Source organism: Dactylosporangium sp. NPDC049525 (genome assembly GCF_040676755.1).
Lineage (GTDB): Bacteria > Actinomycetota > Actinomycetes > Mycobacteriales > Micromonosporaceae > Dactylosporangium.
Genome location: NZ_JBFAPO010000011.1, coordinates 86,823 through 100,110 on the forward strand (window position 1 = coordinate 86,823; position 13,288 = coordinate 100,110).

Annotated in this window: 11 protein-coding genes; 7 read left to right on the top strand and 4 right to left on the bottom strand. The window is 72.6% G+C overall.

Annotated features, from left to right (window positions below; genetic code table 11):
* Positions 1-222 precede the first annotated feature (222 nt).
* The 3 genes from AB0K00_RS18515 to AB0K00_RS18525 all read left to right on the top strand — a co-directional run bounded on the left by AB0K00_RS18515 (position 223) and on the right by AB0K00_RS18525 (position 4,538).
* The gene (locus AB0K00_RS18515) at positions 223-768 is read left to right on the top strand and encodes a hypothetical protein (RefSeq protein ID WP_363522243.1); all 546 of its coding nucleotides are present in this window, start codon (positions 223-225) and stop codon (positions 766-768) included.
* A gap of 107 nt (positions 769-875) precedes the next feature.
* A complete protein-coding gene (locus tag AB0K00_RS18520) occupies positions 876-1,733 on the top strand; it encodes an alpha/beta hydrolase (protein ID WP_363522245.1) in 858 nt (285 codons plus the stop codon).
* Between the two features lie 33 nt (positions 1,734-1,766).
* On the top strand, positions 1,767-4,538 hold the full coding sequence (locus AB0K00_RS18525) for a LuxR family transcriptional regulator (protein WP_363522247.1): 2,772 nt from the start codon (positions 1,767-1,769) through the stop codon (positions 4,536-4,538).
* 9 nt (positions 4,539-4,547) lie between these two features.
* On the opposite strand, the gene AB0K00_RS18530 is transcribed toward AB0K00_RS18525, so the two are convergent.
* The 3 genes from AB0K00_RS18530 to AB0K00_RS18540 all read right to left on the bottom strand — a co-directional run bounded on the left by AB0K00_RS18530 (position 4,548) and on the right by AB0K00_RS18540 (position 7,557).
* Positions 4,548-5,405, bottom strand: a complete 858-nt coding sequence (locus tag AB0K00_RS18530) for a helix-turn-helix transcriptional regulator (protein WP_363522249.1) — start codon at positions 5,403-5,405, stop codon at positions 4,548-4,550.
* Between the two features lie 70 nt (positions 5,406-5,475).
* Positions 5,476-6,543, bottom strand: coding sequence for an MBL fold metallo-hydrolase (locus tag AB0K00_RS18535; RefSeq protein ID WP_363522250.1), 1,068 nt, complete (start codon positions 6,541-6,543; stop codon positions 5,476-5,478).
* Positions 6,544-6,609: 66 nt separating this feature from the next.
* On the bottom strand, positions 6,610-7,557 hold the full coding sequence (locus tag AB0K00_RS18540; RefSeq protein WP_363522252.1) for an NmrA family NAD(P)-binding protein: 948 nt from the start codon (positions 7,555-7,557) through the stop codon (positions 6,610-6,612).
* Between the two features lie 196 nt (positions 7,558-7,753).
* Here AB0K00_RS18540 and AB0K00_RS18545 point away from each other — a divergent pair, with 196 nt between their 5' ends.
* Together AB0K00_RS18545 and AB0K00_RS18550 are read left to right on the top strand one after the other, a co-directional pair.
* Positions 7,754-9,415, top strand: coding sequence for an FAD-dependent oxidoreductase (locus tag AB0K00_RS18545; RefSeq protein ID WP_363522253.1), 1,662 nt, complete (start codon positions 7,754-7,756; stop codon positions 9,413-9,415).
* Positions 9,416-9,450: 35 nt separating this feature from the next.
* Positions 9,451-10,671 (top strand): cytochrome P450, encoded by a 1,221-nt coding sequence (locus AB0K00_RS18550; protein ID WP_363522255.1) that lies wholly within the window; start codon positions 9,451-9,453, stop codon positions 10,669-10,671.
* A gap of 41 nt (positions 10,672-10,712) precedes the next feature.
* Here the strand turns inward: AB0K00_RS18550 and AB0K00_RS18555 are convergent, their stop codons facing one another.
* Positions 10,713-11,792 carry an NYN domain-containing protein gene (locus AB0K00_RS18555; RefSeq protein WP_363522256.1) on the bottom strand — a complete coding sequence of 360 codons (1,080 nt, stop codon included), beginning with the start codon at positions 11,790-11,792 and terminating at the stop codon, positions 10,713-10,715.
* A 174-nt stretch (positions 11,793-11,966) separates the two neighbouring features.
* Between AB0K00_RS18555 and AB0K00_RS18560 the strand changes: the two genes are divergently transcribed.
* Positions 11,967-12,665, top strand: a complete 699-nt coding sequence (locus AB0K00_RS18560) for a hypothetical protein (protein WP_363522258.1) — start codon at positions 11,967-11,969, stop codon at positions 12,663-12,665.
* A gap of 221 nt (positions 12,666-12,886) precedes the next feature.
* Complete coding sequence (locus tag AB0K00_RS18565) at positions 12,887-13,288, top strand: hypothetical protein (protein WP_363522260.1); 402 nt, start codon at positions 12,887-12,889, stop codon at positions 13,286-13,288.

The window sequence follows — 13,288 nt, forward strand, 5'->3', positions numbered from 1 at the left end:
ACATGCAGGATGCGTGGTGCACCGGGGGATGGCCCCGGTGTCGGTCGGCTGTGTCATCACCTGCGGACCGGCCCTGACCAGGCTCGGAGTGTAGGACTCCGAGTACTGAACGCGCGGTTAGGGCCTCCCTTATGGCGGTGATTTTGATGATTGTCGACATGTCGATACGTGCGTACGGTCTGTAGACATGGTCCTTACCGAAGGTGACTCGGGAGGCGTCAGATGAAGATCGATGTTCGCACGGATCTCGTCGATGAGCAGCTCGAACAGGCGTGGGAACTCTACGGCGCCGCGTTCCGGCACCTCAATGCGCTCACCGTCCAGCGCCACCTCATGTACCGCACCGAATTCGACGACGTGATGACCGACCGCCGCATCGAGAAATGGCTCGCCTACTCCGATGACGGCGTCCTGCTGGGGCTCGCGACCTACACCAATCAGCTCAACGCATGGCCACTCATCTCACCGGAGTACTTCGCCCGCCGCTGGCCCGCGCAGTACGCCGACAACAGAGTCTGGTACTGCGGCTTCGTCGCCGTCCCCGGCCACGAGCACGGCGTGTTCATCAAGCTCATCGAGGCGATGTACCGCCACGCCGAGGAACAGGAGGGTGTCATCTCGCTGGACATCTGCCGCCACAACATCGAGGCGTACCGGCTGGACCGCGCGATCGCCACGTGGCTGCGCCGGATCTCCAACGGCCGGGTCCGCAGCGAGGCCGCCGACTCACAGACCTTCATGACCTACGAGACCGCCCCCGCCGCCTAGCCTCCGGGCATCTCACCTCGCGCCTCACCCCGCTCCGGACAACCGTGAGAACACCATTGGCAACACGGATTCATCACGGATGCACCGCCGGAAGCGGGGGACTTGAGATGAAGACGTTCCGGACCGCTCCGATGCTGGCGTCGATGGCCACGGTCCTTGCCGTGAGCCTCGGCGTGATCGGGGGAGCCAGCGGGCCACAGACCGTCGCGGCACCGGTGCCGTCGGCTGGCGCCTGTGCCGCGAAACCAACCGTCGTCCTGGTGCACGGCGCCTGGGCGGGCACCTCCAGCTGGAGCGGCGAGATCGAGCGGCTGCAGCGCGCGGGGTACACCACGCGGGCGTTCGCCAACCCGCTGCGCGGGCTGACCGGTGACGCCGCGAACCTGGCCGCGTTCCTCAAGACGATCGACGGTCCGATCGTGCTCGTCGGTCACTCCTACGGCGGTTCCGTCATCACCAACGCCGCGGCCGGCAACCCCGACGTGGAGCAGCTGGTGTACGTCGACGCCGCCGCACCCGCGGTCGGCGAGACCACGGGGCAGCTGAGCGGCAAGACGTCGGCCCTGGGCGGGCAGCCGAGCACGTTGTACGACCAGGTGCCCTACGCGGGTGCGCCCGCCGGCGACGCCGACCTGTACCTGAAGCAGCCGGTGTTCCTGGATTCGTTCGGGCCGGACCTGCCGAAGCCGGTCGCGACGGTGCTGTGGGCGGGTCAGCGCCCGGCGGCGAAGAGCGCGTTCACGACACCGTCGAAGGCGGCGGCGTGGAAGACGATCCCGTCGTGGTACGTCATCGGCACCGCCGACAAGATCATCACGCCGGAGTCGCAGCAGGCGATGGCGAAGCGGGCGAACGCCAAGGTCCTGCAGGTGCGCGGCGGGTCGCACCTGACACTCATCTCCCACCCGGGGCCCGTCACCGACCAGATCCTGGCCGCCGCCGGCGCCGCCTGCCCGTCCAAGTGAGCCCGCGGACGGCACAGCACACCGGGACAGCCAATGGGACGGCCGGTCGACGGCGATCTGCTGGGGCGCACGGACGAGCTGGCGCTGCTCGAGGCGTTGCTGTCCGACCGCGCCCGGACCGGCCCTTGCCTGCTCCTGCGGGGCGAGCCGGGGATCGGCAAGACGGCACTGCTCGACGCCGCCGCGGCCCGCGCCGCGGCGGCCGGGTGGCGGGTGCTGCGCGCCTCCGGGGTGGAGTCGGAGGCGGAGATCAGCCTGTCCGCGCTGCACCAGCTGCTGTACCCGCTGCGGGAGAGTGCCGACCGGCTGGCGGCGGGTGAGCGGGACGTCCTCGGCCGGCTCTTCGACCTGGCGGGGGCGGCGTCGCTGGACACGGTGGCGGTCTCGACGGCGGTGCTGGCCCTGCTCGGCGAGGCCGGCGCGCAGCGGCGGACGCTGCTGGTGGTCGACGACGTGCCGTGGCTGGACCGTGCCAGCGCCACCGTGCTGGGCTTCGTGGCCCGCCGGCTCGCCGACACCCCCGCGGTGTTCCTGGCCGCGGCGCGCACCGGTGCCGTCAACCGGTTCGACGAGGTCCGCCTGCCCGAAGTGGACGTCGGCCCACTCGACGATCAGCCGGCGGCCGCGCTGCTGGCCGCCTCGTGCCCGCGACCGGCACCGCCGGTGCGCCGGCGGCTGCTCGACGAGGCCGCCGGCAACCCGCTCGCGCTGCGCGAGCTGCCCGTGACACTCACCGACCGGCAGCGCCGCGGCCACGAGCCGCTGCCGGTGCTCCTGCCGCTGTCGACCCGCCTGGAGGCCGCCTTCGCCCCGGCGATCGAGCGGCTGCCCGCACCGACCCGGCGCCTGCTGCTGCTGGCCGCGCTGGAACCCGACGCGAGTGTGGCACTGCTCCTGCGCGCCACGGGTCGCACCGACGTGGACGACCTCGAGCCGGCCCGGCGGGCCGGCGTCGTCGTCGCCGACCCGCTCGCCAGTCGGATGTCGCTCCGGCCGCCGCTCGTCCGCTCGGTGGTCGTGCAGCTGTCCTCACCCGGCGAACGCCACGGGACCCACCGCGTGCTGGCCGCCGTGGCCGACGACCCGTGCGCGCGTGCCCGGCACCTGGCCGAGGCCGCCACGGCCCCGGACGAAACGGTCGCCGGAGCGCTGGAGCAGGCGTTCCTCGCCGACTTCCGGCGTGGCGGGGCGTCCGGCGCGGTGACGGCGCTGGTGCGGGCCGCCGAGCTGAGCCCGCGACCGGCCGACCGGTCCCGCCGGTTGATCGAGGCGGCTTACCTGGCCAGCAGCACCGGCCCGCTCGATCAGGTGCCCCGGCTGCTGGCCGACGCCCGCAAGGCAGACGTCGCCCGGTCGGACTCGGACACCCGCAGCGGCTCGGTCTTCGCCGCCGCCACGGCGGTCTACCTGTTCCACGCCGAGGGCGACGCCGACGGCGCGTACCGCCTGCTGACCCGGGCGCTCGACGACGCGGAGACCGCCAACCCCACGAGCGAGTGGGTCGAGGATCTGCTGTATGCGTTGCTGTTCGTGTGCGTCTACGCCGCCCGGCCCACGTTCTGGGAGCTGCTGGGCAGTGCGCTGACCCGGTTCGACCCGGACCCGGCGACGGCGCTGCGGATGTCCTACGAGGCGTTCACCCATCCGGCCCGGACCTCGGCGGCGGTGCGCGAGGACCTCGACCGCGCCTTCGCCGCCCTTCCCGACGAAGCGGCACCCCACGGGCTCATCCCGCTGGCGTTCGCCGCCGTACGGATGGACGTCCTGGCAGACCATCGTCACCTGGTCCGGCGGATGATCGAACAGGAACGCGACGGCGGCACGATCGCGTTGGTCCTCACCGGCCTGCTCCTGCTCAGCGTCGACTCCTGCCACCACGGGCAGTGGGACGAGGCCGACGACCTGGCCCGCGAGGGGCTGGACCTGGCGGTCGCCTACGGTTACCACCTGCTCAAGGCCCAGCTTCGGATCCGACCGGCGTTCGTCGCGGCCGCCCGCGGCGACGCCGGCCTCGCCCACGCCCTGACCGGTGAGGTCATGACCTGGGCGGTGCCGCGGGGGCTCGGGCTGACGCGGGCGCTCGCGCTGCACACCCGCGCCGTCGCGGCGCTCGGCACGGGTGACTACGAGGACGCCTACGCCCAGGCGGCCTGGATCAGCCAGCCGTGCGTCCCTGCGACGGGCATTCCCGGCCGATGGATGGTCCTGGACCTGGTCGAGGCGGAGATGCGCACCGAGCGGGTCGAGGAGGCCCGCACCCACGTCGCCACCGCCCGGCGGTCCGGCGTCGCCCAGGTCTCCTCCCACACGGCGCTGATCGTGGCCGGGGCGGCGGCGCTGACTGCCGACGACGAGCACGCCGGCGCCTTGTTCGAGGCCGCGCTGTCCCTGCCCGAGGCCGAGCGCTGGCCGTGGGAGTACGCGCGGATCCACCTCGCGTACGGGCAGTGGCTGCGCCGCACCCGCGAGACCAACCGCGCCCGCCTCCACCTGCGCGCCGCCATCGAAATCCTCGACCAGCTGCGTGCGGCGCCGTGGGCCCGGCGGGCCCGCAACGAGCTGCGCGCCACCGGGGTCGCCGTGGACAACCGGCCCGAGACCCGCACGGCCGGGCTGACCGCTCAGGAACGGCAGATCGCCACGCTGGCCGCCACCGGCATGACCAACAAGCAGATCGCCCAGCGGCTGTTCCTGTCCCACCGCACCGTCGGCGCCCACCTGCACAGAATCTTCCCCAAGCTGGGCATCACCTCCCGCGCCGCGCTCCGCGACGCGCTGGACACCCTCGCGTCCGACGAGCAGTGACCGGACCGGTCACCCCTCGTCCATGCTCGCCGTCATGTCCTGCGTGCCGACCACGGACAGCAGCCGCAGCGCCTCGTGCGACGGGCTGCCGCGCTCGGCGGTGAAGCAGACCAGGTACTGGTCGCGCGCGGGCACGGCGAGGGTGTCGCAGTTGAGCCGGAGCGTGCCGACCACCGGGTGCCGCATGGTCTTGTGATGGTGGGCGCCGGTCTCGACGTGATGGCCGTCCCACAGCGCGGCGAACTCAGCGCTGTGCTCGTGCAGGGTCTTGACCAGGGTGCGGATCTGCGGGTCGCGCGGGTACCGGCCGGCCGCGGTGCGCAGCTGGCCGACCGCCAGGCGGCCGAACTCCTCGGCGCCGCTCATCCCGTAGTGGCGCGCGGCCGGGTCCGGGTGCATGAAGTGCCGGTGGATGAGGTTGCGCCGGGCCGGCGGGACCGCGGAGAAGTCCTCGAACAGCGCGGCGGCGAGCGGGTTCCAGGCGATGATGTCGTAGCGGGCGTTGACTACGAACGCCGCGATGTCGGTCATGTGCGCCAGCAGGTTCAGCACCGTGTCCGGCACGTCCGAGCGCGGTCCGGCCGGCGTCGCCGGGGCGGCGCCGGCCAGCTCGAACAGGTGACCGCGCTCGTCGGTGCTGAGCCGCAGGGCGCGGGCCAGCTCGCCGAGGACCTTCGGGGACGGGCTGGATCCCCGGGCCTGCTCCAGGCGGGCGTAGTACTCGACCGAGATGTGCGCGAGCCGGGCGACCTCTTCGCGGCGCAGGCCCGGCGTCCGGCGGGCGGTGCCGGCCGGCAGCCCGACATCCTGGGGCAGGAGTCGCTGCCGCATCGTGCGCAGGAAGGCGGCCAGGTCGTTGCGGTCCATGCCTGCCAGTATCGTGCGTGCGCCGCGTCCTACCAGGCACAGGTTGTACCTGGCAGGACACGCCGGCGCGTTACGGGTGGACCTGCGAGCCCACGCCGAGGTCGAGGCGGATCGACTCGAGGACGACGAGGGTGCTGCTCGCGGTGAACACGTCCGCGGCGGCCAGCACACCGGTGTACTTGGCGACGACGGGCGCGGCGGCGTAGTCGGTCACCGCGTCGAGGTACGTCTTGACCGCGGCCCAGGTGTTCACGCCGTACTTGACGAAGTACGGCGTCGGGTCGACGGTGGCCAGGGCGGTGCGCACGTTCGTGGCGATGTCCGCGACGTAGCGCTGGTGCAGCACGACGTCGTCGCGGGTGCCGAGCCGGCCCAGGTGCCCGGCGATGTAGTGCTTCCACGGGTAGGACAGGGCGGTGGCCGGTGCGGCCATGAAGCCTGGGATGTCCTCGCTGACGTTGAGGTTGTAGATGGGCACCCAACCGGGGAGCGCGATGTCGACGAGCATCAGCGTGTCGTGCTCGGGCAGGTGGATGTAGATGGTGTCGGCGGAGTGGCTGGTGCCGTGCCAGGCCAGGTTGATCCGCTGCCCGCCGACCCGCAGGGTGTAGCGGTCCTTGAAGGTGATGTCCGGGGCCGGCCGGGTCGCGTCGTTGTCGCGCAGCAGCAGCCGCCGGGTCTCGGCGTGGCCGATCCGCACCACCGTCTTGCCGAACAGCGACGACGCGCCGAGGTGGTCGGCGTGATGGTGCGAGTAGACCAGATGCGTCACCTTGTTCGACACGCCGTTGGCGGCGGCGATCTGGTCGATGGCCCGCTGCAGGTTGTGCCCGATGCTCGGGGGCGCGTCGAACAGCACCACCCCGTCCCTGGTGGTCAGGAACGCCGCCTGGTAGGTGCCGTCGGTCACCCAGTACAGGTTCCGCTCCACCCGCCCGACGTGGTAGCCCTGCTCGTTGAGCGCGGGGCCGAGCGCCGACGGGGGGACGGGCGCGTAGTCGGGCAGTGCGGTTTCGGCGGCGGACGCGGGTGCGGCGAAGGCGCCGGCCGCCAGCGTGGCGATCGACGGTGCGGCCACGGCGACGGCGGTCCGGGTGAGGAACGATCGCCGGCTCGTGGCCGGCGTGGTTTCGGACACGGTGGTTCTCCTTGCGTCGGAGGATGGTTGCTGCTATCCACAGTGGACATTCGAGTCCCGGTGGGCTCAGGCGGTGGTGAAGGCGTCCCGGTGCGCGGCCAGCCAGCCGCGGAAGGTCTGCAGCCCGGGGTGCAGCTCCCGGACGAGGCCCAGGTCGCGGGCGCCGGTGAATGCGTCGGCCGCCTCGGCGTAGTACTGGAACATGTTGCCGAGCTCGGCGGCGGCCGGGATGCCCAGCGCGCGGAACTGGTCGTGGGTCGGCGGCCGGTAGGCCACCGGCTCGCCGTGCAGCTCGGCGAACGCCGCCGCCAGCTGCTCGCCGGTCAGGTGCTCACCGGCGATGCTGACCGTCGCGCCGATGAACTTCTCGCCGCGGGCGAAGATCGCCAGCGCGACCCGGCCGATGTCCTCGGCGGCGATCCCGGCCAGTGCGCTGTCACCCATCGGCAGGGCCAGCACCAGCCGCCCGGTGTCGTCCCGCCGCGGCGCGAAGCCCTGCAGGAACGCCTCCCAGTAGAAGGTGGTGCGCAGCAGCGTGGTCGGCACGCCGAGGTCGATGAAGAACCGGTCCGCCTCGGCCTTGGCGTCGAAGTGCGGGACCGTGTAGGCCCCCTCGAGCACCGGCACCCGCGGGTCGGTGACCGGGAGGTGCGCGCGGGTGTCCTCCAGCGTCGACCAGATAACGTGTGCCAGCTCCGCATCCTTCGCCGCCCGCGCCGCGTTGCCGGCCTGGGCCAGCTCGACCTGCGGGGACATGCCCTCCCAGTAGTTCGTGACCACGTAGGCGCCGTGCGCACCGGTGAACGCCCGGCGCAGCGCGGCTTCGTCGCCGAGGTCGGCCTCGACCACCTCGGCGCCGCGCTCGGCCAGCGCGCGGGCCCGGTCCGAATCCGCCCGTCGGGTGATTGCGCGGAGGGTGAACGGGCCGTCCGGGTCGGCCAGGATGGCGCCGGCCAGCCCGCCGCCCTGCGCGCCGGTGGCCCCCAGCACCGCGATGATCTTCTTCTCGGACATCGTCAACTCCTCCACGTCGCAGCGGTGTGACGGGGCTGGATCGGTGCCCTGTCACAGGCTCGAGCGTGCGAGCGTGCCAGCAGGCCATCCAGGCACAGATTGGGCGCGGCTCGGATCCACGGCCGCGGCCCCGAGGTTTGCCGGTCGGGCGGGCGGGGAAGTGCGGCCCGGTCGTGTTGTCGGAAGGGGCCAGCTGATGAGGGTCGTCGTAGATCTCACGCGGTGCCAGGGCTACGCGCAGTGCGCCTTCCTCGCCCCCGACATGTTCCGGATGCGGGGCAGCGAGGCGTTGCTGTACGACCCACAGCCCGACGACACCCAGCGGGACCGGGTCCTGGGCGCCGCGGCGGCGTGCCCGGTGCAGGCGATCCTGGTCGACCAGCTCGGCGCCAGCGAGAACACCGCGATGGCGCCGCTGCTGACGCAGACCCAGCCGCCCCGAGCGCCGCAGCCGTCCCGACCGGCCCGATCGGGCCCGGCCGACGCCGAGGCCGAGGCGTTCCGGCGGACCGGCCACGTCGTCATCGTCGGGGCGTCGCTGGCGGGCCTGCGCGCCGCGTCGGTGCTGCGCCGGGAGGGCTTCACCGGCGCACTCACCATCATCGGCGACGAGCCGCACCGGCCCTACGACCGCCCGCCACTGTCCAAGCAGGTCCTCGACGGCTGGATTCCCCCCGACCACACCGCGCTGCCGCGCCGCGACGAGCTCGACGCGCGGTGGCTGCTCGGGGTGCCGGCCACCGGGCTCGACCTGGCCGGCCGGCAGGTCCGGCTCGGCGACGGCAGCACTGTCGGATACGACCGGTTGCTGATCGCCACCGGGACCCGGGCCCGGCCCTGGTTCAACGAGGCCGAGGCCGCCCTGGACGGGGTGTTCGTGCTGCGGAGCCTGGAGGACTCCGTTGAACTGCAGCAGCGGCTGGCCAGCCGCCCCCGGCGGGTGCTCGTCATCGGTGGCGGGTTCACCGGCTCGGAGGTCGCCTCGGTGTGCCGGGAACGCGACCTGCCGGTCACGGTCGTCGAACGCGCGCAGGCACCGCTCGTCGGCGCGCTCGGCGGGGTGATCGGCGAGATCGCCGCCGACCTGCAGCGCGCCAACGGCGTCGACCTGCGATGCGGGACCACCGTCACCGAGCTGGAGGGCGACGGCGACGGCCGGCTGCGCCGCGCGCACCTGTCCGACGGCACCACCGTCGACGCCGACGTGGCGGTGGTGGCGCTGGGCGCGGTACGCAACACCGAGTGGCTGGCCGGCTCCGGGCTGGCCTCCGGCGCCTGGGGCGTGGGCTGCGACGCCGGCTGCCGGGCCTTCGACGCCAACGGCGTGACCACCGATGACGTCTTCGTCGCCGGTGACGTGGCCAGGTTCCCGCACCCGCTGTACGACTACGAGTTCCTGGCCCTGGAGCACTGGGGCAACGCGGTCACCCAGGCCGAGATCGCCGCCCACAACATGATCAGCAGCCCGACCGGCCGGTGGCCGCACCTGGCCACCCCGGTGTTCTGGTCCACGCAGTTCGGCACCAACATCAAGACCGTCGGCGTACCGACGTTCGCGGACCAGATCGTCGTCGCGCAGGGCTCGGTCGCCGACGGCCGGTTCGTCGCCGTCTACGGCCACGCCGGGCGGATCACCGCGGCGGTCGGGTTCAACCAGGCCAAGTGGCTGGACTTCTACCGGAGCCTGATCGAGGGGGCGGCGCCGTTCCCGCCCGAGTTCCGGGCCGTGGACCAGCCCGCCGACCGGCAGCCGGTGCCGGCCCAGATGCCCGATCGCAAGACCCGCGACCTGCAGGCCACCGTCGTGGTGACCGGCCACGATCCCAGCGAGCGCCGGGCCGACCTGATCCATCACTGACCCCGGAGCGCCGACGGCACACAGAAGGCAGCGTCATGGCACAGGCCAGCATCTTCGAGCAGATCCTCCAACCCGCCAACCGGGCCGATCCGTACCCGCTCTACGCGGAGCTGCGCAAGGACCCGGTGACCCGGGAGGCCGACGGCACCTACATCGTCAGCACCTACAACGAGATCGTCGCGCTGCTGCACGACCCGCGGATCAGCTCCGACCCGCGCAGCCACACCGAAATGGCCGGCGCCGCGCCGACCACCGAGGAGGGCCCGCCGGGGCTGCCGCTGTTCTTCCTCAACCTCGATCCGCCCGAGCACGACCGGCTCCGCGAGCAGGCGACCCGGCCGTTCGGCCCGCCGCACACCCCGGACCGCATCGCCGCCATGCGTCCGTGGCTGACCGAGGTCACCGACTCCCTGATCGACGGCTTCGCCGGCCGGCGGCAGGTCGACCTCGTCGACGACTTCGCCTACCCGCTGCCGGTCACCGCGATCTGCCGGATGCTCGGCGTCCCCCTGGAGGACCAGCCGCGCTTCCAGCACTGGGCCGACGCGATCACCGACACCCTCGACCCGGGCGCGGGCACGTTCGCCGAACGCGTGCGCCAGCGGGCACGGGTCACGGCCGAGCTGGGCCAGTACCTCGACGGGCTCGTCGACGAGCGGATCCGCCGGCCCGGTGACGACCTGCTCTCCGGCATGCTCACCGACACAGGCCCGCACGGGCGGATGTCCCGCGAGGACCTGCTGAGCACCGCCGCGTTGCTGCTGGTCGCCGGCCACGAGACCACCGTCAACCTCATCACCAACGGCATGCTCACGCTGCTGCGCCACCCCGAGGTCCTCGACCGGCTCCGCACCGAACCCGACCTGATCTTCCCGCTGGTCGAGGAGCTGCTGCGCTACGAACCGCCGGTGCAGATGATCACCAGCCGCAATACCCTGGCCGACATCACCGTCGGGGACACCACCATCCCGAGCGGCTCACCGCTCGCGCTCATGCTCGCCGCGGGCAGCCGCGACCCCGGCCGCTTCCCCGACCCCGACCGCTTCGACCCGAACCGCACCGACAATCAGCACCTCGGCTACGGCAGCGGCATCCACTACTGCTTCGGCGCGCCCCTGGCCCGGTTGGAGGCGCAGATCGCGCTGCCCGCGCTGGCCCGCCGGCTGGAGAACCCCCGCCTGGTCACCGACCCGCCGCCGTACCGGCCCAATCCGGAGCTGCGCGGCCCGCGCCACCTCCTCGTCGAGGTCGGCTGAGGCAGGGCCGCCGGGTCACGGCACCTTCAGGACGGCCCGGGTTACGCGGCGAGCAGGTAGTCGTCGGCCTCGGGGCTCCAGCGCAGCTGCACCGCGCCGGCGGTCGCGGCGGCCTTGCAGAACTGCAGGAAGGTGCGATAGCCGAGCTTCTTCTCGCTGAAGTCGGGGCGGACCCGGCGGACCTGGTTCTTCAGGCCAGACAGCGCGACCCCGCCGTTGCCGGCGGCGGCGTCCTGCACGACGGACCGCAGCAGCGCGAACGCCGCCTCCTGGTCGCCGTGCTCGGGCAGCGCCACCTCGGGGTCGCCCTTGGCGGGGCCGGCGACCAGCTCGACGACGTTGCGCTCGGCGAGGTGACGCAGCAGCTCGCCGAACGTGCGGAACCCGTGGTCGGACTCGTTGAACGTCGGGTCCTTGCGCAGCAGGGTCCGCTTCAACCGTGACGCGGTGACCTCGCCACCGGAGCCCTGCAGGCCCGCGACGGTCTGGGCGACGAGCACCGCGAGCGCGTCGCCGTCGCCGACCGGCTGCGGTGCCGGCTCGGGTGAGGGCTCCGGCGGTGGCTCGTGGGACGGCCCGGCCCGGCGGTGGTCCGGCTCGGCGGCGCGGCCGGTGCGGCTGCCGCGGGTGCGGGCCGCGGGGACCTCGACCCCTTCGAGGCGGTCGTAATACAGGAACTCGTCGCAGGCCGGCGGCAGCAGCGCCGACGTCGACTTCTCCACGCCCACGCCGATCACCCGCTTGTTCAGGCCGCGCAGCTTGTGGACCAGCGGGGTGAAGTCGCTGTCGCCGGTGCACAGCACGAACGTCGAGATGTAGTCGCGTTCGAAGGCCAGCTCCATGGCGTCGACGGCCATCTTGATGTCGGCGGCGTTCTTGCGTGAGGCGCCCATGCGCTGCGGCATCTCGATCAGCTCGACGTGCGAGCGGGTGAGCATCCGGCGGTCCTCGTCGAAATAGGACCAGTCGGCATATGCCCGGCGGACCACCACCCGCCCCCGCTCGGCGAGGGCGTCGGCGATCGGGCGGAAGTCGAACGTCATACCGCCGAGATTGTCGCGGGCTCCGAGCGCCAGGTTCTCGTAGTCGAGGAACAGCGCGATCCGGTCTTCCTGATCCACATGCGTCAGCCTACGCCCAGCGACACGTGGTGACCGGGTCGGCACGGGCAGGTTGCGATGCTGACTTCCGGCGGCTTCTCCGGTACTGTCCGCGTGGCGTTCTGCGCTGGCGGCGTCGTGGGAGCTTCCCCGGACGGACCCATCGCAAACCGCCGCCGAGGAGGGGCAGGAGTCATGACACAACACGGGATGCGGCCGTACGACGAACGCCTCGCCAACGGTCAGGCGTCGCTCAACAACACCGCGGAGCAGCAGCTGCCGCGGCACGACGTGAATGCCCAGCAGGTGAACGCCCAGCATCAGGCGCTGCAGGTGCTGACCATGGCGCAGCGCACGGCCGAGGAGCACCTCGACGGGGCGCGGCGCGAGGCGGAGCAGATCCGCGCCGGGGCGCACGCCGACGCCGCGCAGATCGTGTCGAAGGCGCAGGCGCACGCCGACGCGCTGCACAACGAGGCCGAGAAGATCATCGCCGAGGCGCGCGCGCAGGGCGAGAGCATCGCCCAGGCGGCGGAGGCGTTCGCCGGCGAGACGGAGCAGAACGCCAACGACATCCTGGCCGAGGCGCAGAGCCGCGCGGACAAGATCATCCAGCAGGCCCGGGCCAACGCGCACGACATCAAGCAGCGCGCGGAGCAGATCTACGAGGACGTGGTCGGTGGCCTGACCTCCAAGCGGCAGGCGCTGCAGCAGCAGATCGAGGCCCTCGAGGGCTTCGACCATGAGTACCGCTCCCGCCTCACCTCGTTCATGCAGCAGCAGATGCGGGCGCTGTGGGTGAGCCAGCCGCAGGTCGAGGCCGACTTCCAGGAGGCCGAGGCGGTGCCGGGTGAGCTCGTGGCCGCGCCGCGCGGCGAGGAGCCCGAGGCCTAGCCTCAAGTCGCACGCACTGAAGGCCCGCCAGCGTCCACGCTGGCGGGCCTTCGTCGTCCTGCCCCGGTAGTCGTCCTGCCCCGGTATCGGTGCGGCCCGCCGGCGACCGTCGCGCCTCCGGACTTTCCGGACGACTCCGTCACGCCCCGCAACCCATCCGTGACCCGTGCCGGTCACGCTGGAAGGAGGCGGTCGCACAGCGACGGCGAGGTGAGCCAGCCGTGAACCGGTCATCGATGCGAGCCCTGCTGGTGTGCTGGCTGGGTGTCGGCGCGATGCTGCCGGCCGCCTGCACGGATGAGCCGCCGGCACCGGTGCGTCCGGTGGTGTCCTCGCCGGTGCGGCAGCTGCGGCCCGGCAGCACCGTGACGGTCACCGCCGTCGTCACCGAGGTCCGCGCCGACCGGGCGTTCGTCCTCACCGACGCCGACCTGCCGGCGGCCGGGCAGCTCGTCGTGGTGTCCACGCCGGTGACCGTGGCGGTGGGTGACCTCGTCACGGTCACCGGGACGGTGGCGCTCATGGACGCGCCGGCGTTGCAGCGCTTCGGTGTCGAGGCGGAGTTCGGTGTGATCACGGTGGTCGCCACCCAGGTGCTGCAGTATCCGGCGAATACGCCGTGA

Bases quoted from the DNA above. Each gene is read 5' to 3' on its own strand.
- AB0K00_RS18525 (WP_363522247.1), top strand. From the start codon at position 1,767: ATGGGACGGCCGGTCGACGGCGATCTGCTGGGGCGCACGGACGAGCTG.
- AB0K00_RS18530 (WP_363522249.1), bottom strand. From the start codon at position 5,405: ATGGACCGCAACGACCTGGCCGCCTTCCTGCGCACGATGCGGCAGCGA.
- AB0K00_RS18520 (WP_363522245.1), top strand. From the start codon at position 876: ATGAAGACGTTCCGGACCGCTCCGATGCTGGCGTCGATGGCCACGGTC.
- AB0K00_RS18515 (WP_363522243.1), top strand. From the start codon at position 223: ATGAAGATCGATGTTCGCACGGATCTCGTCGATGAGCAGCTCGAACAG.
- AB0K00_RS18540 (WP_363522252.1), bottom strand. From the start codon at position 7,557: ATGTCCGAGAAGAAGATCATCGCGGTGCTGGGGGCCACCGGCGCGCAG.
- AB0K00_RS18545 (WP_363522253.1), top strand. From the start codon at position 7,754: ATGAGGGTCGTCGTAGATCTCACGCGGTGCCAGGGCTACGCGCAGTGC.
- AB0K00_RS18550 (WP_363522255.1), top strand. From the start codon at position 9,451: ATGGCACAGGCCAGCATCTTCGAGCAGATCCTCCAACCCGCCAACCGG.
- AB0K00_RS18560 (WP_363522258.1), top strand. From the start codon at position 11,967: ATGACACAACACGGGATGCGGCCGTACGACGAACGCCTCGCCAACGGT.